We start from the raw sequence: 20,125 nt of genomic DNA, 5'->3' as shown, positions 1-20,125 counted from the left end.
TTCACTTGTCTATTTTACATAGACAGGGCACTAAAAGTAGACAAACAGATAGCACCCCAAGCGGCGGGATGTGGCTGCCGCTTAGGGTGCTACATGAGTTTGATTTCGTCCTGAACGGTGTAGAGGCGCAACCTTGTATCTAAGTCGTTGAATGACATATGGCCACCTGGCGCGGCCGACGAGACGCAATTATGCGTCTCTACATCATTCAAGGGGACCGGAAAGCTAATTCAAGCGACTTCTTTAGATAAGCGGTAAGCCCAGTTCCTGTAGAAACGCGTTGTGGCGGGCGGTGGCAGCGGCAATATCCTTTCCAATGTTCACCAACTGTTGGTGCACCTCATCCAGCTTCACTTCCTCCTCGGCTGTGGCCGTGCTCACGTAGCGTGAGATGTTCAGGTTGTAATCGTTCTGCTCGATTTCTTCCATCGACACGCGGCGGGCGTAGCGGTCCTCTTTGTCGGGCCGCTCGCGGTAGGTGTCCACGATTTTCTCGATGTGCTTCTCATTCAGAAAATTCTGACGCTTGCCCTTCTCGTACTGCTCGCTAGCGTTGATGAACAGCACGTCGTCGAACTGCTTGCACTTTTTCAGCACCAGGATGCAGACGGGGATGCCGGTGGAAAAGAACAGATTGGCGGGCAGGCCAATGACGGTGTCGATGTTGCCGTCCTTGAGCAGCTTGCGGCGGATGCTGGCCTCGGCCCCACCCCGGAACAGCACGCCATGGGGCAGGATAATGGCCATGGTGCCTTCCGCGCTCAGAAAGTGGAAGCCATGCAGCAGGAAAGCAAAGTCGGCAGCCGACTTAGGGGCCAGGCCGTAGCCTTTGAAGCGGAAGTCTTGGCCCAGGGTTTCGGTGGGCTCCCAGCGGTACGAAAAGGGCGGATTGGCCACGATGGCGTCGAACTCCATCTTTTTGGCCGGGTTCTGCTCATTCAGCAGCTCCCAGTCGTTGAGTAGGGAGTCGCCGTGGTGGATGTCGAACTCGGTGTCCTTCACGCCGTGGAGCAGCATATTCATGCGCGCCAGGTTGTAGGTGGTGATGTTCTTTTCCTGGCCGTAAATCTTGCCGATGCCGCCGGTGCGGGCCATGTGCTTGCGCACGTTGAGCAGCAGGGAGCCGGAGCCGCAGGTAATATCCAGTACCCGTTCCAGCCGCTGACGCTTGCCGGCGGCGGGGTTCTGGCTGTCGAGCACTACAATATCGGATAGGATATTGGACACGAGTTGTGGGGTGTAAAACTCGCCGGCCTTCTTGCCCGAGCCCGCCGCGAACTGACCAATGAGGTACTCATAAGCGTCGCCCAGCGCGTCGGAGTCAGCCGGGAGCTGGCCGATGCCTTCCGCTATTCGTTGGATGATGATTACGAGCTTGGCATTGCGCTCGGCATAGCTGCGGCCTAGCTTTTCGGAATACAGATTGATTTCAGAAAACAGTCCCTGAAAGGCGCGGTCGAATGATTTTTTTTCAATGTATGTAAGCCCTTCATCCAATGTGTTCAGCAGGTCACTGCTTTGGGTGCGAGCCAGCGCGGCGATGTGGCCCCAGAGGTAGTCGGGCTTGATAACGTAGTGCACGCGCTTGCGCATGAGTTCTTCAAACGCTGCTATGTCGTCGGAATTCTCCTTGTACCAAATTTGCAGCGGGGTGAACACGCCCGCTTTCTGCATGTCCTCGGTGGGCGCGGCCGGGTAGTCGGGGCCTAGCTCTTTGCGGGCGGCGGTTTCGTAATGGTCGGAGAGGTAGCGCAGGAACAGGAACGACAGCATGTAGTCGCGGAAGTCGTCGGCGTTCATGGCGCCACGCAGGTCGTCGGCAATGCGCCAGAGGGTAGCGCCTAGTTTGTTTTGGGTACTCATGGTGTTGTAGGGGCAGCGGGTTTCTTACTCGAAACCGCGGGTAATTCAAATTCGTGTTTTTCCAGGAAGGCGGTCAGGATTCTGACAAATAAGTCCTGGGTGTCTTGGCCCATGTTGCGCGGCTCATACACCGAGTGCTTGCCATGACTCAGGAGGTTCAACGCCCGCTCAAACAGGATTTCATCCTCCACGCCCTTAATACACCGGCCGAAATCGTTGAATCCGAAGAAGGACGACGTTTTTTCCAGAATGCTGCGCAAAGTGTTGAAATGATGCGTCTTGATGTGGCCTCCGCCCAGCAGCATAGCATCGCGCAGCTCGCTTAGGGCGGCTACGTGGTGGTAGTAGGGCGTATCGTTGGTGGGGCGCACGGTGTAGCCGTCGGCGCCTTGCTTGTGGAGGAAATACTGCTTGTGGCTGTAGGGGCGCAGCTCGTTGCACATGACGTTGAAAAACAGCATGTGATGCGAGGAAATAACGGTTTTGATGGTGCCGCGGCCCTTTTTCAGGAGCTGGGCCAGGTCGCTGGCTACCCCAATGGCATTGTTTTCATCCAGGGACGAGATGGGGTCATCGATGTAGAAGAACTTCACCCAATTATAGGCTTCGGCTCCGTCCAGGGTCAGCTCGCAGATAGCCAAGAAGATGCACCAGATAAACAGGCTTTCTTCGCCGCGGGAGATTTTGATGTTGGTGTGTTCGCCCTTGTTGAAGCTGATGACCCAGCTTTCGTAGTCAATTTTGAAATCGAAATTGACGTAGCGTTCCAGGAAGGCGAATATTTTTTCTTCCAACGCCAGCTCCTTGAAGCCTTCAAAGAAGCGGGAATTCGAATTGATGCGCAGCACCCGCCGGGTATCGTGGTGCAGGTCGTTGTCCCAGCTAAATAGGTCTTCCGTGAAAGCGTTGAAATACAGCGTATCGCGCTGGTTGCCCTTTTTGCCTCGGTTTTTGAACTCCGTAGAAAGGCGGGTTTTGCCGGTGCCATTGTAAGCGTACAGCAATACAAAATCATTGGTCCGTAAGTCGTCCCGCAGACGAATGGCCAACTTCTGCAAATTTTTGTAGGTGGACATGGCTTCTTAGGCTAGGCACTCTGTTCACTAGCTGCCGGAAACAGCGCCTGCATCAGCCCTTTCTTGTGCCGCTTGAGGGCCTCTAGTTTCTGGCTTTGCGCGATGATGAGGTTGTCGAGTGAGGAAAGACAGTTGGCTATTTTTTGCTGTTCGGTTTCAGTCTGTGGAATTCTGATTTCGACCTTTTCAAGGTTTTGAACAGCAAGCCCAGGTTGGGCTGCACCGGTTGCGTACTGATTTAGGTTTAAAATCACAAGCAAATAGTAAAACCAATCGGTATCAATTTTTGAATTTGGTGTTGTAACTACCGCGTGTTCTGTCGCATGAAACTTTCCAGCCGCTAGCATCACATTGCCACAAAGTGCGCCTTGTCGTCCGATAAGGGAATATTTTCCTTTGTGCGTAAATGTTTTCGTGTAACCGCGCAAACCATTTCCACCATAACAAGGGAATAAGCTTTCATGAGATTCTGCGTAAATATTTGAGGCATTTACGAATTTTCCAGCCTGCATTTTGCAGATATCCCCCAACTTCTTCTCCTCCCATTCCCCCGCATCCCGAAACTCCGGAAACCGCCGCTTCGGCACCGTTTCTCCGGCGGCGGGAAAGAGTCCCTGCATCAGGCCGCGTTTGTGGTCTTGCAGGGCTTCCAACTTGGCGCTTTGGGCAGTGAGGAGGTCGTCGAGGGAGGAAAGGGTGGCGGCTATTTTTTGCTGTTCGGGGAGAAAAGGAACCTCGATTTTAATTGTTGCAAGGTTCTCATAAAATAAATAGCTCCTTATTCCACCTTCAACAGTATTATTAACTGCTTGATTAAATTTGTCTGATTTGAGAATATTCCAAAGGAATTTGTCATCTAGGTTATCATCAGTTTTAAAGCAGACATACAAAGAGCTAATTAGCACTTCGCTTAGCTCTCCGCTATAGCCTATAGACCCAACATTAATCCTAGCAGGGTTATAAGCAAAAGTATTCTTGTCTACTATTTTATAAAGCGTAATATCGTAGCCTCTTTCGTGGCTATCCACTCCTTCAAACTGTGATGATTGTGGAACAAAGCCATTTATATTGCTTATTGAGTAGATAGGGAGCTTTTTATCCTTCTTGTTTCTTTCACTGATTGAATAAGTAAGCTCACCTAATTTTTTTTCTTTCCACTCCTCCTTACCTAAAAACTCCGGAAACCGCAGCTTCGGCAGGGCCGTTTTGGTTATTTTTTTACTCATAAATTGTTGTTAGCGGGCAACTCGCCGCGCAGGAGTTCGTGCAGGTGGGCCTGCAATAGTTTTTTATCGGGTAGCTGAAGCTGGTATTGGGCCACAAGGGTGGGCGAGAGGTGGCGCGACAGGGCGTACTCTACCACTTCTTGGTCGTGGTCGCGGCACAGCAGCACCCCAATGCTGGGGTTTTCGTGGGTCTTTTTCACGTCGCGGTCGAGGGCTTCGAGGTAGAACGTGAGCTGCCCCAGGTGCGCCGGCTCAAACCGCCCAATCTTCAGCTCCACGGCCACCAGCGCCGCCAGGCCCCGGTGAAAGAACAGCAGGTCAACGTAAAAGTCCTGGTTGCCTACTTGCAGGCGGTATTCTTCGCTCACGAAGATGAAGTCGCTGCCCAGCTCCAGGATAAAGCTCTTCATCTGGCCCACCAGCGCCCGTTGCAAGTCGGCTTCGCGGTGCGGCTCCGGCAGCCCCAGAAATTCCAGCACGTAGCTGTCTTTAAACACCTGGTCGGCAGCCGGATGCAATTCTCTCAGCACCGCTGAGAGTTTTGGCTGGCCGAGCTGGGCGCGCTCAAACTGGGCACTGCTTATCTGTCGTTCCAGCTCCCGAGAGGAATAGCGTTCGGCTAGGCACTGTCGTAGGTAGTAAGCCCGCTCTTCACTGCTTTTGCAGCGCGAAAAAATAGTCAGGTTGTGCGTCCAAGATACTTCTCGCACCAGTGGTGCGAGAAGTGCGTCCCCCTCGTAGGTCTCGTAAAATTGCTTCATCCGCCAGAGATTTTTGTCGCTGAAGCCCTTCATCTCCGGCGCGTGCCGGGCCAGGTAGCGAGCCAGCTCGGCCACCACGCCCTTGCCCCAGGCTTCGCGCTGCACCTTCTGGCTAATCAACTGCCCCACGGACCAGTACAAGTCAATCAGGGCCGTATTGGCGTGCGCAAACACAGCCTGCCGCGTTTGCCGGATGCGGTGCAGCAGCTCGTCAAACGCTTGTTCGTTGTTAGGGCGCACGTTACTCATAGGCGTTTAGGCCGGAGATGTCGCGGCCGTGGGCTAGTTTCTTCAAGTGCGGAATCAGCTCGGCCATCAGCTTGCTTTCCTGGGCGGCACGGGCTTTCCAGCCCAGGCCCAACGGGGCCAGCAGGTCGCGCAGCTGGTCGGCGTCCAGAATCAGGCGTTCCAGGGTACCCTGCACAAAGGCCGTGAGGGCCGCCGGGGCCAGACCGTAGCGGGCGGCGGTAGCGGCCAGCTCAGCGGCGTTCTGCTGCTGCTTAAAGGTTTCGTAACCTTCCCGGATTTCGGCCTCGGTATAGCCTCGGTTGGTAGGCAGTTGAGTGAAGTAGGCGGCCAGGTCGTCGGCCTCGTCCATGAGGTTGGCGCTGGAGCCTAGCAAACCGATGATTTGCTCGCGCGTCATCTTCTGCTTTTTGGGCGTGCCCGGCGTGGTGCTGGCGGCCATGAGCCCCACAATGTAGTCGTAGTCGATGACGGCCGAGGCGAAGAGCACAAACTCGAAGTCGAGCTGGTCAACGTCGTCGTGGCCGGCGCCGCCCGTGTGTTGTTTGTAGCGCAGGTCTTTGGCCACTTCCAGGTACTGCCCCCGGAAGGCACGCAGGTCGTCGGTAGGCAGCAGCGCTTCGAGCTGCGCCTGTTCCGGCGCGGCTAGGTCGGTGTACTGGTCGAGCTGGGTGCGTAGGCGCTGCACTTCCTTAAACTTCTCCACGAACTCGCCGCGGGCCACGTCGCCGTGTAGGTTATTGACCTGGCCGGGGTCGGTGGTCAGGCCCTGGCGCTCCATAAACGTTTCCAGCTGCTCCACGGCCTGCGCGTAGCGTTCCAGCACCACCGGGGCGGGGTCTACGAGCCAGATTTTCTTGGGGTCTTCGCCCTGCTTCAGGCCCGCAAACAAGCCAATGGCCGCGTCTACGGCGGGCTGCTGCTGCCGGAAGTCGAGAATGTTGCCGGCGGGCTTGGTGGCGTTCAGCACGCGGTTGGTGCGCGAAAACGCCTGAATCAGGCCGTGGTGGCGCAGGTTCTTATCCACGTACAGCGTGTTGAGGTACTTGGAGTCGAAGCCCGTGAGCAGCATGTCCACCACGATGGTGAGGTCGATTCGCTCGCGGCGCGGGAAGTCGGCCAGCGGCCACTTCTGGTCTTTGATGCGCTGCTGCACGTCCTGGTAGTACAGGTCGAACTCCGCCAGGCGGTGGTTGGTACCGTACTGTTGGTTGTAGTCGGCAATGATGGCTGTGAGGGCGGCTTTCTTGCCTTCGGGGTCCTGCTGGTTGTCCTGCTTTTCCTGTTGCAGGTCTTCCTGTAGCTGCTGCACGTCCTTGTTGCCTTCGGCGGGCGGCGAAAACACGCAGGCAATGTTCAAGGGTAGGAAGTCGGGGTCGTCAACCTGGCGGCGCTGCTGCACTTCCCGGAAGAGACGGTAGTAAGCAATAGCGTCGCTGATGCTCTGAGTAGCCAGGATGGCATTGAAGCGGCGCTGGTGGGTAGCGGCATCGTGCTTCTGCAAGATGGCCTCCATCACCTTGGCTTGCGCCAGGCCGGTGCCGGGCTTAGGCTTCGTTTTGCCCTCGGGCTTGAAGTAGTCCACGTGAAAACGCAGCACGTTCTTGTCCTCGATGGCGTGGGTGATAGTGTAGGCGTGCAGTAGCTGCTGGAAAATGTCTTCCGTGGTTTTGAGAGTTTTCTCCTCGCCTTCTATCTGGGTATAGGTGGCGTTCTGCTCGAAAATGGGCGTGCCGGTGAAGCCGAAGAGCTGAGCTTTCGGAAAGAAATCTTTAATGGCCTGGTGGTTGTCGCCGAACTGGGAGCGGTGGCACTCGTCGAAAATAAACACCACGCGCTTGTCGCGCAGCGGTTGCAGCCGTTTCTTGTATTCCTTGCGGTGGTTCTGGTCGAGGGCCAGCCCCAGCTTCTGAATGGTGGTGACGATAACCTTATCAGCATAGTCGGTGGAGAGCAGGCGGCGCACCAGCGTTTCTGTGTTGGTGTTTTCCTCCACGCAGCCTTCCTGAAATTTATTGAATTCCTCGCGGGTCTGGCGGTCGAGGTCTTTGCGGTCGACCACAAACAGACACTTCTCGATATCGGGGTTGTCCTTGAGCAGCGTGGAGGCCTTGAAGGACGTAAGCGTTTTGCCGCTGCCGGTGGTGTGCCAGATGTAGCCGTTGCCCCGGTTCTGGTGGATGCAGTCGACAATGGCCTTCACGGCGTAAATTTGGTAGGGGCGCATCACTAGTAGGCGCTGCTCGCTTTCCACCAGCACCATGTAGCGACTGATGGTTTCGGCCAGCGAGCATTTGGCCAGGAACTGCTCGGCAAACTCGTGCAGGCTGGTAGGCTTGCGGTTGTCGAGGTCGGCGTATTCGTACACCGGCAAAAACTGCTCGTCGGCCGCGAAGTTGAAGTGCTGAGTGCGGTTGTTGGCGAAGTACAGGGTCCGTTCGCGGTTGGAGACGATAAATAGCTGCACGAAGCACAGCAACGTATTAGTGTAACCGTTGCCGGGGTCGGCCTTATAGTCGGCAATTTGCTGCATGGCCCGGCGCGGCGACACCCCTAAGGTCTTCAGCTCCAGCTGCACCACCGGAATACCATTGATTAGCAGAATAACGTCGTAGCGGTGGTGGCTTTTGTCAGTAGTAATGCGCAGCTGGTTAACGACCTCAAACTCGTTTTTGCACCACTCCTTGATGTTGACCAGGGTATAGTTCAACGGCGTGCCGTCTTCGCGGATAAAAGTGTTGCGCCCACGCAGGGTTTTGGACGCCAGAAATACGTCGGGGTTGATGATTTCATCCCGCAGGCGGCTGAATTCCGCTTCGGACAGCTTGACGCGGTTTAGGGCCTCGAACTTCTCCCGAAAGTTGCGTTCCAGAGCGACATTGTCGTGGATGTCGGGGCGGTGGATGTATTTCAGCCGAGTTAATTCGCCGATAAAGCCGTATTCAATTTGCTGCTCGTTGACCATGTAATGAATGGGAATTATTTGTCGAAGCTAAGCGCCGATAGGATAATCAATTATAACCTGTACCTGAGTAGGATTCACAAGCGCCGCAGTAAGCTAGCTCAACGGCTTGGTAACTTGGCGGCGCAATATCGGTAGAATAGCCGGTGAAGATAAATTCAGGCTACGCTATATAAAGAGCCTTCTTAGCACCTGATATCTGTAGCCTAGCCGTGAAGGGAGTCTATGCACTCGGCACGTCCATGACGTTGCGTGGCTTAAGGCCGATGTAGAAGAATAGACGCTTAAGCTGGTCCATGAATAATTTAATTGGGATGCCGCACGTAAAATCTTTAGGATAGTGGTTGGCGTGACTTATTACCTAGCAAGCTTCCCGCAAAGTAAATATACTTGCTACAGGAAGCAGCAAAGGGCAAGCGACGCCGGAGCGCACTCTTCATATCAAAACGAAATCTACTACCGAGTAATTATCCCATCTGATGAAAGCCAAACAGGCCAATCTTCTTAAGTTTCTGCAAACCTCTAAGCAGTTTATTATCCCAATCTATCAACGCACTTATAGCTGGCACGAAAGCCAATGCAACCAGCTCTTCAACGACATTTTGAGCGTCAGCCAGGCAGAAGATGGTACAGGACACTTCGTAGGCTCGGTGGTTTACTTCGAGCAGGACCAGCACAATGCTTCCGAGGTACCTGAACTGTTAATTATCGACGGGCAACAGCGAGTTACAACATTGACGTTATTGCTTGCAGCCCTGGCTGAACTGGTACAGCAGCAGCCTGGTCTATTGGAAAGCACGTCGGCTACTAAGCTTAAGAACTACTATTTGTTCAACGCAGAGGAGGAAGGCACACTACGCTATAAGCTGATGCTGACCCGCGGCGACAAGCAAGCATTGATTGACGTGTTGGAAGGCCACCCAGCACCACCGGTTGACGTGCCTAGCAACGTACGCCGCAACTATAACTATTTCCGTCAGCGCCTAACTGCGGATAATGCCAAGGCTGTGTATGCCGGACTGCAGCGGCTTTTCATTGTGGACGTGGCCTTGGAAAGAGGCGTCGATAATCCACAGCTAATTTTTGAAAGCATGAACTCGACGGGTCTGGCACTGTCACAGGCTGACCTGATCCGTAATTACGTGCTGATGGGCCAGCAACCCAAAGTGCAAACTCGACTCTACGAGCACTATTGGTTTCCGATGGAGCAGCTGTTTGGAGAACATTATGCCGGGCTATTTGACTGGTTTGTACGTGACTACCTGACAGTACGGACTGGCACCATCCCGCGCATTGATGATGTCTATACGAGTTACAAAGCTTTTCTAAAAGGAGCTATTACGCCGGCTGCTGTAGAAGAAAAGCTGCGCGATTTGCATCTATATGCTGGCTTGTACGTGCGCATTGTGCTACCTGAGCTAAAGCATGAACCGAACGGGCAGCTACGACAGGCTTACTCGGACCTGCTGGAATTGCGGGCCGATACTGCAACTCCTTTTCTCCTCGAAGTGTACGCGGACTATCTTGATGAACACCTATCGGCGGCGGAGCATCTGCAAATAGTGCGCATGGTAGAGGCTTATGTGTTTCGCCGCGTTATATGTGGCATCCCAACCAATAGTTTGAATAAGACTTTTGCGGCCCTGGGCCGGCTGGTGCGCAAAAACCGCTACGTGGAAAGCCTAGCTGCCGCATTTCAACTCAAAGACAGCTACCGTCGCTTTCCGACGGATACGGAGTTTCGCCGGGAGTTTCAGCATCGGGACGTGTACAATTCGCGACTACGCAATTATCTGCTTGAACGCTTGGAGAACTTCGGCCGGAAAGAACGGGTGCCCGTGGAAGAATATACTATCGAGCACATTTTACCGCAGAATGAAAACCTGTCGAAAGCATGGCGCGACGAATTGGGTCCGGAGTGGCGTCGCATTCAGGAAGAACACTTGCATACAATAGGTAATCTGACGTTAACTGGCTACAACTCCAAGTTGAGCGACAAGCCCTTTGCCTACAAGAAAACAGTAGAGGGTGGTTTTGCCGATAGCCCTATTCGTCTAAATGCCAGCGTGGCAAAAGAAGAGCAGTGGACGGAAGATGCGATACTACAGCGCGGTCAGGCCTTGGCTACCAAAGCCCTAAAAATATGGTCAGCCCCAGCCTTAACAGAAGCTGAGCTAGCGCCGTATCGGGAGCCTGAAACAGTTGACGGAACATACAAGCTAGAGCAATTCAATTTTTTGAATGGGCAGATGGGTGAGCTGTTTGGGGCCTTTCAGAAGCGCGTGCTTAATCTGGACGCGGCCGTCAAACAAGAAATCAAAAAGCTGTACGTAGCCTTTAAGCTGGACACTAACTTTGTAGATGTGGTGCCACAGAAAAGCCGTTTGCGATTGTCGCTTAATTTACCTTTCGATGAAATCAGAGACCCGCGTAACCTATGCAAGGACGTAAGGGGAATAGGCCGCTGGGGAAATGGCGATGTAGAGGTTGGGTTGGCATCGTTCGAGGAATTAGACGACGTGATGCACTTGGTACGCCAGGCCTATGATTGGCAATCGGAGAACTAATTAGCAAGTATTTAACTAGAGCGGCAGGTTACAGATGTGATGTGAAGCTTGTGACGCATTGAAGTTGTTTAGAAATTCTAGCGTAATCGCCTTTTAAGGATAATAAAGTATTAATGTATTGATCGTTATGCATCTTACAGCCGAACAACAAGCAATTCTTACTGCCACTGGTGACTTAAAAATCAATGCCGTAGCCGGGAGCGGAAAAACTACTACTCTGATCGAATATGCTAAAGCCCAGCCAGCTAGCACACGCATACTTTACCTAGCTTTTAACAGAACTGTGAAGCAGGAGGCTGTGCGCAAGTTTGAGGCAGCCGGTCTGTCGAACGTGCAAGTTGAAACGGCGCATTCCTTGGCGTACCGGCACGTGGTGCGTGGCAGCCGCTACCAGTTGCATCCCAAAATAATTATAAAGCGCACGAGCTGGTAGAGCTGCTGAAATTACCTCGTGGCACTCAGGAAAACCACCACCAAGAATATGTGCTAGCAAATCACATTCTGAAGTTTATCACCTACTTCTGCAACAAAGCAGAAAGCAAGGTACAGGAGTTGGATTACCTAGCTATAGTATCGGACGCCAAAGCCCGGGAGTTTGTTACGAAGCATTACGCACTAATCGAACGTAATTGCCGGGAGCTACTGGCGCGTATGAAGCGGGCGGAGGTACCTATCAGTCACGAGTTTTACTTGAAGCTGTTTCAGCTCAGCAAACCAAGACTAGCAGCTGACATCATCTTATTTGACGAAGGGCAAGATGCTTCAGAAGTGATGCTGGATATTTTCTTCAAGCAACCGGCTACGAAGGTGATTGTGGGCGACACGCACCAGCAGATTTACGGCTGGCGTCACGCGGTTAACTCGCTGGAGAAAACCGACTTTCAGGAGCAGCAGCTCAGTACCAGCTTCCGGTTTCAAGCCCCAATTGCGCAGCTCGCGACTCAAGTGCTGGCTTGGAAGACGAAGCTAGGTGTAGGGCCCCAGCTGACCGTTACAGGAGCCGGCAAGGTGACGGATGGCAACACGACGCGGGCAATAATAGGGCGCACTAATTTGCAATTGTTGCTGAAGGCCATTGAATACGTGCGCCAGCATCGACAGCAGCTGCGGCGCGTGTATTTTGAGGGGCATATCCAGTCGTACACGTATGCCGACGAGGGAGCTAGTTTGTACGATGTGCTGGCATTGTATAATGGGTGAAGCACAACCATCAAGGACCCGCTGATTCGCAAGATGGCCAACATTGAGGAGCTGGAAGAGTACGCGGAGCAGACGGAGGACCGGCAGCTGCAAATGCTCATCCAGATTGTCGAGGACTACGGCAATGAGGTAGTAGACTTGATTAAGGAGCTGAAGCGGCTGCACGTGGCGGACGGAGCCCGCGACCAAGCTCAGCTATATTTTTCAACAGTGCATCGCTGCAAGGGCTTGGAATATGACGAGGTGCAGCTCGCGCCGGGATTTATTACGCAGGCAATGATTGATAAGCTGGCAGAAGAGTTTCGGGCGGAAGCACCGGAGGCGGGATACCGTGGCAAGGTGCTGGAGGAGATTAATCTACTCTATGTCGCGTTAACGCGGGCCCGGAAGCGGGTGTACGTGACCGCCGACAGTTTGCCGATGGGTTTTCAGCCCCATGCAGATGTGCAGGTGATGTACGGCAACAGTGGTACAGTGCTGCTTGAGCACTTGCAAACTCCTACGATAAACGCCTGGGATACACCTGACGCAGGGCCGCTGCCAGCCCTGCATTCGCTGCAGAAGCGGTTGGACGCGAGCGGCAGATAAGGTCGGCTACCTGCCTACTGCTGCTTATCCAATGCTTGGGCAACCGTTGCCCGAACTCTACATAGCGAGGATGATTGTTTAGGACAATGAGGTTTTCCCGCGTGCGCGTGAGGGCTGTATAGACAATAGCATTCAACTGGGACTCTGGTTCGGGCGTTTGGTCGATAAATAGGCCTTCTTATAGCAGCGGGGGGATAAAGTTACTCTAAGGACTTTGTAAACCATCAATAGTATTAATTGAAGTCGATAATAGAACTTTATTTTGAACTACAGCATCTATATGGTTCAAAAAGCAAAGTGCCTATTTTTTCTGAACCGTCTTATTGAACCCTATTTGCGAAATTATTGGACTTGACGTGCTGCAATCAGTAGTATACCAATAAGTTGTGACTTTATGGGCCTGCCTGCTGATTGCTTAGAGTAACTTTATCTCCCCGCTGCTATAAGAAGGCCATATTGGTGTCGTTGGCCAGAGCCTTCGACGTGCCCCTACGAGAGTTGGTAGATTTTCCGGAGCCTTCGCAGCTAGAATAAATAAGAGGATAGCCAGGCGCTACAACCCAGTTGAGCCGTTTGTGACGTTCTAGGAAGATCTGTGACTGTTGCAGAACTCTCATAAACTGATTCTCGGAGCGAGAAAGCCCACATCTAAGTGCCAAAAAGGCTCCCCAATGGGCCATTCGGACAAGTTAACGCGCCCGGTGGTCAAATGGAGCGCCAATTCAAGCGTTCTGCATCAGCCACATCTGTTTCTGGAACGTCACAAACCGATTATCTTGGCCGGGCGCTTCTATTCCAAGCGCTTTGCTTATGCTTTACGTGGCGTATCGCTGGGTCAGCACCGCTCGCCAAGGGCAATCCGGTTTAGGGCTCGAAGCCCAGGAAGCAGCTGTGCTTGCCTATGCCCTAGATCCGGCCGCTATTGTAGCGCACTTCCGGGAGGTGGAGAGTGGCAAGAACAACCAGCGGCCGCAATTCGCGGCCGCCATGGCCGAGTGCCGGCAGCGCGGAGCAATGAGCAGCATTGCTAAGCTAGACAGGATGAGCCCGGATGCGGCATATGTGTTGCAGTTGGACGTGTCCTTTGTGGCCATGGATATGCCGGAGCTGAATACGTTGACGAAAGGCATGATGGCCCAGCACGAGCGCGAGCTGATTAGCAAATGCATTACGGAGGCCTTAGCGGCGAAGAAAGCACGAGGGGAAGCCCTGGGTACGGTAGCGAACCTGCCGGCAGAAGGCCGGCAGAAAGGGCGCACTGTCCAGCAGCAGAATGCGAGGCAAGCGGAGGCTAACCGGGTTGCAGGGGCGTTGGTAGCACTTTGGAGTCAAGCACCGGGCCAGGCCTATACGCTGCGGCGGATGGCAGAGGAGTTGAACAGGTTAGGGTTACGTACGCGACGAGGCTGTATATTTAGCGCAAAATCTGTGCAGCGCCAACGCAATTCAATGTGTAGGAATGATACTATGCTCTTCAGCAGCTGTAGAACACTATTATTGTATATTTAGCTACTGTGATATTAATATAATGTTTATTAATTTAAATATGTTTATATTTAATAAAGCTGTTTTTGAATGTTATTTTTTTTGTAAAGCCAGGCTTTAACTTATTGTATATAAGATAAAGTCGTTTTATTTTCATAATAGCAAATAATTTAATTTAAAAAAATGGCTAATAAACTGTTTTTGATGGGAATAGATAAATACAATTATCATCCTGTTTTAAATAATTGTGTGAAAGATATTATTGATTTCAAAGAAATACTGTTAGAAAAGTATGATTTTGATGAAGAAGATGTATTTGAATTATATAACGAAAAATGTACAAATATTAACATCCAGAATCATATACAACAATATTCAAAATTATTAAAACCAGATGATAGTTTGATAATATATTATTCAGGGCATGGATATGTCATAGATGATCCATATAGAGGATTTTGGGTGCCAGTTGACGGCAATACTGATTACACATCTTGGATCGCAAACGAAACACTAATAGCATTACTAGATAATATTAATTGTAAACATATTGTATTGATATCTGATAGCTGTTTTTCAGCAACAATTTTAGCTACGGACCCTACAAAAGCTATAGGTCAGTATGCTGAGAGAAGCTCAAGATGGGGTTTAGCCTCTGCATTCGATCAGTCATTCGATTCTCCTAATGGTATAAATAGCCAATTTGCTGAGGCAATAATTCATGTGCTAAATGCTAGCGCTAAGAATATCAGAATATCAGAATTAATAGAAAAAGTAAAGTTTGAATTTAATCACAACCCATTGCAGGCTCCTCAGGGTGGCCCATTAAGGTTGAAAGCACATAAAGGAGGGGAATACATATTCACTATTAAACAAAATTTAGATACAAGAGATTTTAAAGGATATAATAATTTCTTAAAAATATTAAAATTATATAAAAGGAACTCTGTGTTTAATGAAGTGAAGATATTTGAAGATAGAACAAAAAAAATAGGTTTTAAGCTGTTTATGGAAATAGATGAAGTAGTAAAATCAAAAACTTATTATTTGTATTTGTATGAAGGAATATATCAGAGTCAAACTTATAATTATTTAAAACAAAGACATAGTGATATTTTTAGCGATAAAAATTTAATTATTTTTCTTCCAAAAGAAAAAGATCAAACTAATCTTTTGATTAGGAAAACTAATGTTCAAAGAAAGTTTAAATCTATAAATACTTTCTATATAGATGAATTTATTCGTAAGCAGTGTACACCTAAAGTAAACCAAGATGATAGTGGTAAATATTTAAATATATCAAATTTTATTATACCTAGCTTTAATGGTCTCCATTATAAAGAGGAAGTCAATCATTTTATTGATACTTGGTTTAAGAAAGATAGTGAGCCTATTCTAGTGGTGAAAGGAACAGGAGGGGTAGGTAAAACAACTTTTGCTCAATTTATAGCAGATAATGCAATAGCAGAAAATCCTGATATATCTATTATATTTATAGATTCTCTTCAAATAAAAGATATTTTATTAAAAAGCAGAATGCATCACGATCAAATAAGGGTTTATGACTTTTATGCAGCCTCATTTGATTACAATGGTTTATCGCAAGACAAACTAAATGAGGAGATATTTAATTTGAATATAGATGCGGGCAATATAATGCTCATTATTGATGGATTAGATGAGGTGATATCAAAAATTCCAAATTTTGCTGTCGAAGGATTTATTAAATCTATTGATGAAGCATCAAATGAGTTAGGAGGGGGTAAAGTAATTATTACTTGTCGTTCATACTTCTGGGATAAAGCAGAGTATCCTAAAAGGGAATTTATGACAGTGGAGTTGCAGCCTTTTAATAAGGAACAGATGGTGAGTTTCTTTCAAAAAAGCTTTAATGCTCCTGCGAAAGAACAAAAAGCATTAAAGCTTGCAGAACAATTTAAGTATCCGGAAAATGATGATGATTATATTTTTCACCCATATGTTTTGGATATTATTAGATCAATTGTTGATTCAAGCCAAGAAACTATTGATGTAGATCTTTCTTCTTTTGGTTCAAACACTTTGAATCCTAACATAAAAAACGATTATATCATATACAGGATTTGTGATAGGGAGAGAAAAAGAGTCGGTCAAATTCTGGTTGATGACCAAGTGAAACTATTTATACACTTAGCAATAGAACGACGCGGATTAGTTTTGATTAAAAATTTTAAAAACGAAATTGAAGATGCGCTTGGAAGAAAAATAGATTTAACAACAGTTGAGGCATTTAAATCTCACCCATTTCTCAAATGCCATGGATCATATATAAGTTTTAAGTACGATTTTTTTGCTGATTTATTCAAAAGCATTTACATTGCTAAGTTTTTTAACTTTGAAAGTTATCAAACAAATCACAATGACTTTTTCATTGAAATGATTAGCGAAAATTGCTGGCTTGGCTCAGCTATTAACAATGACATTGTTAATAGAATAGTTAGTTGGAATGAGAATGATTTGCTTTTAATATCCGATACTATTAATCAGATTAATAAAAATACTACTATTAAAGAAGAAAAAAGAAGAAAAATAATTGCTAATATCTTCAATCTATGTATTGAAATAAATCATAAGTTTTTTAACAATAATGTTTTTAATAATACAAAACTACTCAAAGATATATTTGAAACTTCTAACGGTATTATTGAAAATTTATCTATAATAAACGTTAATGCTGATCAAAATATTCGATTTAGTTTTGAATCTCTTACGTTTAATGAAGCTTACATTGACAATTTATCTACTTTTTGGGACTGTAATTTCGATAGTAAAACTCAATTTAATAAATGTCATTTATTAAATTTAAAGTTAAATAGAAAAGTATCATCTATTGATGAAACGAATTTTATTGATTGTGTTTATGATCATGAGCTAGATAATGCATTTAAGATAATACAAGCCAGTAATGTTAGCAAATCAGAGCAGGCAAAAATATTTTTAAGTGATTTCTTTCATCTGTTTTTTAGTAATGGTAGATTAGGAAGGCAGTATGAGGATAAAGTTATAAAGCCTAGATTTACAGGTATTGATAAATTTAATTTTGGTTATAAAAAGACTATACGTATTCTAAAAAGTAATAATGTTTTAAAGATTACAACAGAGATGAGTAAACAAAAATTTGAAATAGAAGATAATTTTAAGGAAGCCGTTGTAAAATTTATAAAAGATGGTACAATATCTGAACAAATGAAAATATTAATAGTGGGTTTTTCAGAATAATAGTAAAGTAAAGTAAAATAATTAAATAAGATGAACGAAGCATTAAAAAGTAAGTATTTGTACATACAGGGTAAAATTGATGATGAGCTGTTCTCGTCTCTTCGAGAAATTAGCGTAACGCCTGTAGAGAGGCTAACTGTAAAGTCGTCCTTCACTGATATAATTAATTTAGTTTTTAATGACTTTAATTCTGTCAGCTTTACTAGAGATCTTGTTATAGGATCACTATTATCTGCTTCATACAACGAAATAAAAAATGTAATCAATTTTCTATTTAAATCAAAAAGAGAAATTGGACGAATAAAGTTTGTTTACAATATTCATTCGGGTAGAAATACATTTAATGTTTGTATTGAATCTAATATTAGCCAATTGGATATTCTTATACGTAAAATAGATAACTATTTTAAAAAAGATAATATACTGAATGTAGAATATATCAGCGAAATAAATATAGTAATTAATAGCGATAATATAATTACAGTTATAATTGTATAATTAAGTGTGTTGTCGGTTAAAAGTTTAGTGTCAGAAAGCAGGGGAGTTGCTTTCAAGATCGACAGTACCACGCTAACGTGAACTAATTACTTACCCGTGCTTTCGTTCCTCCTCTTGCTCTATTCCTTATTAGGGCAGCAGTTAAAAGGCTGATTTGCTTTTTTCGCCGCCTAGTATGGAACGCAAGGGATGAAGCACAAAAACGAAAGATTTCCGGTACCAGCTACTTGCTGCTTCTTCCGGACTGCTGGCCCAGCAAAACCTGGTACCCGAAACCCATAGCGGCAATCAAAGTATCTGCTAGGCCCTTTTTGAAGTTTTCAGGTACTCTCAACCACATTTGTATGCTTCCCTGAATAGTAGGCCAGTTTCTAGTAGTGAAAAGCCTGTACCCCTACTTGCACCGTCGGGCCTGTTACAACCCCAAGGCCTGGGCGGCATTGTAGGCCACGACGTTGTTGAGCTGGGTGTAGCGCTCAATCATGGCATCGGTCTTCTGCTTGGTCTGGTTCTTAATGGCCTTGTGCGACTGCCCATTGAGCACGGCCACCGTCACAAACGACACGCGCAGCGAGTGGGCCGAGTAACCCGGCCCCAGCCGCTTTTGCACCAACTTGTTGATCGAGATGTCGGACAGCCGCTTCTGCGAGGGCACCGCCATCTGCCCCGGCGTAGTACGGGGAATTTTCACGAACAGCGGCCCGGTGGTGCGACCCAGCAGGTTCAGCCAGGCCCGCAGACAGCGCACGGGGCAGTAGTCCAGGGTGGGCGCATAGAAAATCGCCTTGTCCTCGACGGCGCCGTACTGGTTGGTCTTGCTCTTGGCCAGGTGCACGAGCAAGGCTCGCTCGGTGAACTCCAACTGCTCGATGTTCAGGTCGACCAGTTCCGAGCGGCGGAAGGCCCCCGCGAAGCCCAGCAGCAGCAGGGCCCGGTCGCGAATGCCGGCCGACGTGTCCAGGTCGATGCGGCGAATCGCGTGCTTGAGCTCGTCGACGGTGAAGGCCGGCGCCTGGTCCTGGCGCTTGCCCAGGGTGCGGGCAATGCCGTCCATCACCACGTTCAGGGCATCCAGGGTGGCGGGCAATCGGTAGCCGGCGAGCTGATGGGCTTTGCGGATGGCAGCCAGGTGGCGCTGGATGGTGGCCAGCGCGTGGGGCCGGGTCAGGGGCTGCTGGCCTTTCTGTTTCTTCTTCTCCCCACTGCCTCCAACGCTAGGTTTGGGCGCTGGCTTCTCGGTGGCCAGGTAGGCCACGTACTCAGTCAGGGTGTCCACGTCGGCGGGCACCGCCTGCAAGCCGTGCCGCTCGCAAAAGGCGACGTAGCTTTTCAGGTCCGAGGTGTAAGCGCGCTCGGTGTTGGCCGCGCCCTGTAGGCCGGCCTCGAGAAAGCCCGCCACCTTAGTCGAAGCCCGCGCCAACTGGGCACTGACCGTTTGGGTAGCATTGGACGACGGGACGAGAGACAGATCTTCGCTCATGGAATAGATTGTAAGGGCGGATCAGGCGAGTTGTTTCGAGCGTTAGCCAGACCACTGTTTCGGCACCTATATTATATAGGAGTGAAAACCGGAAAAACGCGGTCTTTTCGCCTGGTAAATATAAGTTATGATAAGTGAGCGTTATCATAACTTGTTTGTCAATTGCGCAATGAGCGAAGCAGGCTGCTACCGCACCCATCGGGCGCGTATATTCCCCACCCTACTTGGGCGCCTCTCAAAAAACGGGATAAATAGCACGTTAAGGAATTTGACCTATGAACAGATACAAAACTCGCTCGGTTAACTTAGCTGCTGCAGCTTTTCGGTGACTGTGGATGACGACGCCCAGGTGACGCAGGTATTTGTACAGTGTAACTTTGGAGATGCGCAAGCGCTGAACGATTTCGTTGACGCCCGGTTGCTGTTTCTTATAAAGCGTCTCAGCTACGGTGACCGTGCGTTCGGCTTCTTCCGATAGTTCGCGGCGGCGCCCCCCGACGCGGCTCTGCGCCCGCGCGGCAGCCAGGCCGGTGTGAGTTCGCTCCCGAATGAGTTTCCGCTCAAACTCGGCCAGCGAGGCAAACAGGTTGAACACCAGCCGGCCCTGGGCTGATTTGCGGGCTGATATTTTGAGTTGGTAGCCCACCGCCAAGCGGTCAAGAGGTGAAGCTGTATGTGGTTGGGGCATGGCCTTCGCTGACAAGCACGGCTTTCCAACTTAGCAGAAAAGCTGCTGACTCCGGCTACCCCACACTTTTTGATGCGCCCCGTGTAATCCGGGTAGCGCTGGTACTGTCCGCGGCTCAGGTTTTAGGCATCGTCGGAGGTCTTTTCATGCTTTCTCATTTATTTCTCATCTCATTCTCATGCCGGGGTATGACTTTTAGGCTAATCATCTCTTAAGTGGGGGAGAAC

Annotated in this window: 13 protein-coding genes; 6 read left to right on the top strand and 7 right to left on the bottom strand. The window is 49.0% G+C overall.

All coding sequences use genetic code 11. The features are described from left to right. Positions 1-243 precede the first annotated feature (243 nt). From H8B15_RS19950 to H8B15_RS19930, 5 genes are read right to left on the bottom strand one after another with little or no spacing between them, the layout of a single operon-like run. Positions 244-1,863, bottom strand: coding sequence for a type I restriction-modification system subunit M (locus H8B15_RS19950; protein ID WP_187321419.1), 1,620 nt, complete (start codon positions 1,861-1,863; stop codon positions 244-246). Next, positions 1,860-2,939, bottom strand: coding sequence for an AAA family ATPase (locus tag H8B15_RS19945; protein ID WP_187321418.1), 1,080 nt, complete (start codon positions 2,937-2,939; stop codon positions 1,860-1,862). The genes H8B15_RS19950 and H8B15_RS19945 overlap by 4 nt, the downstream gene beginning before the upstream one ends. An 11-nt stretch (positions 2,940-2,950) precedes the next feature. Further along, positions 2,951-4,165, bottom strand: coding sequence for a restriction endonuclease subunit S (locus H8B15_RS19940; protein WP_187321417.1), 1,215 nt, complete (start codon positions 4,163-4,165; stop codon positions 2,951-2,953). Next, positions 4,162-5,175, bottom strand: a complete 1,014-nt coding sequence (locus H8B15_RS19935; protein WP_187321416.1) for a PDDEXK nuclease domain-containing protein — start codon at positions 5,173-5,175, stop codon at positions 4,162-4,164. Before H8B15_RS19935 ends, H8B15_RS19940 begins: the two co-directional genes overlap by 4 nt. Next, positions 5,168-8,137, bottom strand: coding sequence for a type I restriction endonuclease subunit R (locus H8B15_RS19930; RefSeq protein WP_187321415.1), 2,970 nt, complete (start codon positions 8,135-8,137; stop codon positions 5,168-5,170). The genes H8B15_RS19935 and H8B15_RS19930 overlap by 8 nt, the downstream gene beginning before the upstream one ends. A gap of 476 nt (positions 8,138-8,613) precedes the next feature. On the opposite strand from H8B15_RS19930, the gene H8B15_RS19925 reads away from it, so the two are divergent. From H8B15_RS19925 to H8B15_RS19900, 6 genes are all read left to right on the top strand, one after another. Continuing rightward, complete coding sequence (locus H8B15_RS19925; RefSeq protein ID WP_187321414.1) at positions 8,614-10,701, top strand: DUF262 and DUF1524 domain-containing protein; 2,088 nt, start codon at positions 8,614-8,616, stop codon at positions 10,699-10,701. A gap of 127 nt (positions 10,702-10,828) precedes the next feature. Beyond that, a complete protein-coding gene (locus H8B15_RS21325) occupies positions 10,829-11,134 on the top strand; it encodes a UvrD-helicase domain-containing protein (RefSeq protein WP_343069188.1) in 306 nt (101 codons plus the stop codon). Between the two features lie 50 nt (positions 11,135-11,184). Beyond that, the gene (locus tag H8B15_RS19915; RefSeq protein WP_187321412.1) at positions 11,185-11,901 is read left to right on the top strand and encodes a UvrD-helicase domain-containing protein; all 717 of its coding nucleotides are present in this window, start codon (positions 11,185-11,187) and stop codon (positions 11,899-11,901) included. A 33-nt stretch (positions 11,902-11,934) separates the two neighbouring features. Next, complete coding sequence (locus H8B15_RS19910; protein ID WP_187321411.1) at positions 11,935-12,489, top strand: 3'-5' exonuclease; 555 nt, start codon at positions 11,935-11,937, stop codon at positions 12,487-12,489. 810 nt (positions 12,490-13,299) lie between these two features. Continuing rightward, complete coding sequence (locus H8B15_RS19905; protein ID WP_187321410.1) at positions 13,300-13,998, top strand: recombinase family protein; 699 nt, start codon at positions 13,300-13,302, stop codon at positions 13,996-13,998. A 159-nt stretch (positions 13,999-14,157) separates the two neighbouring features. Then, a complete protein-coding gene (locus tag H8B15_RS19900) occupies positions 14,158-17,232 on the top strand; it encodes a caspase family protein (protein WP_187321409.1) in 3,075 nt (1,024 codons plus the stop codon). A gap of 913 nt (positions 17,233-18,145) precedes the next feature. Here the strand turns inward: H8B15_RS19900 and H8B15_RS19895 are convergent. Together H8B15_RS19895 and H8B15_RS19890 are read right to left on the bottom strand one after the other, a co-directional pair. Continuing rightward, the gene (locus tag H8B15_RS19895) at positions 18,146-19,129 is read right to left on the bottom strand and encodes a tyrosine-type recombinase/integrase (RefSeq protein ID WP_343069187.1); all 984 of its coding nucleotides are present in this window, start codon (positions 19,127-19,129) and stop codon (positions 18,146-18,148) included. A gap of 340 nt (positions 19,130-19,469) precedes the next feature. Further along, positions 19,470-19,856: a recombinase family protein gene (locus tag H8B15_RS19890; protein WP_343069189.1), complete on the bottom strand. Its 387-nt coding sequence runs from the start codon at positions 19,854-19,856 to the stop codon at positions 19,470-19,472. Positions 19,857-20,125: the final 269 nt, after the last annotated feature.

Source organism: Hymenobacter citatus (genome assembly GCF_014333615.1).
In the GTDB taxonomy this organism is placed as follows: Bacteria; Bacteroidota; Bacteroidia; order Cytophagales; family Hymenobacteraceae; genus Hymenobacter; species Hymenobacter citatus.
Note: the sequence above shows the minus strand (reverse complement) of the source record. Positions and strands in the feature narration are given on the sequence as shown.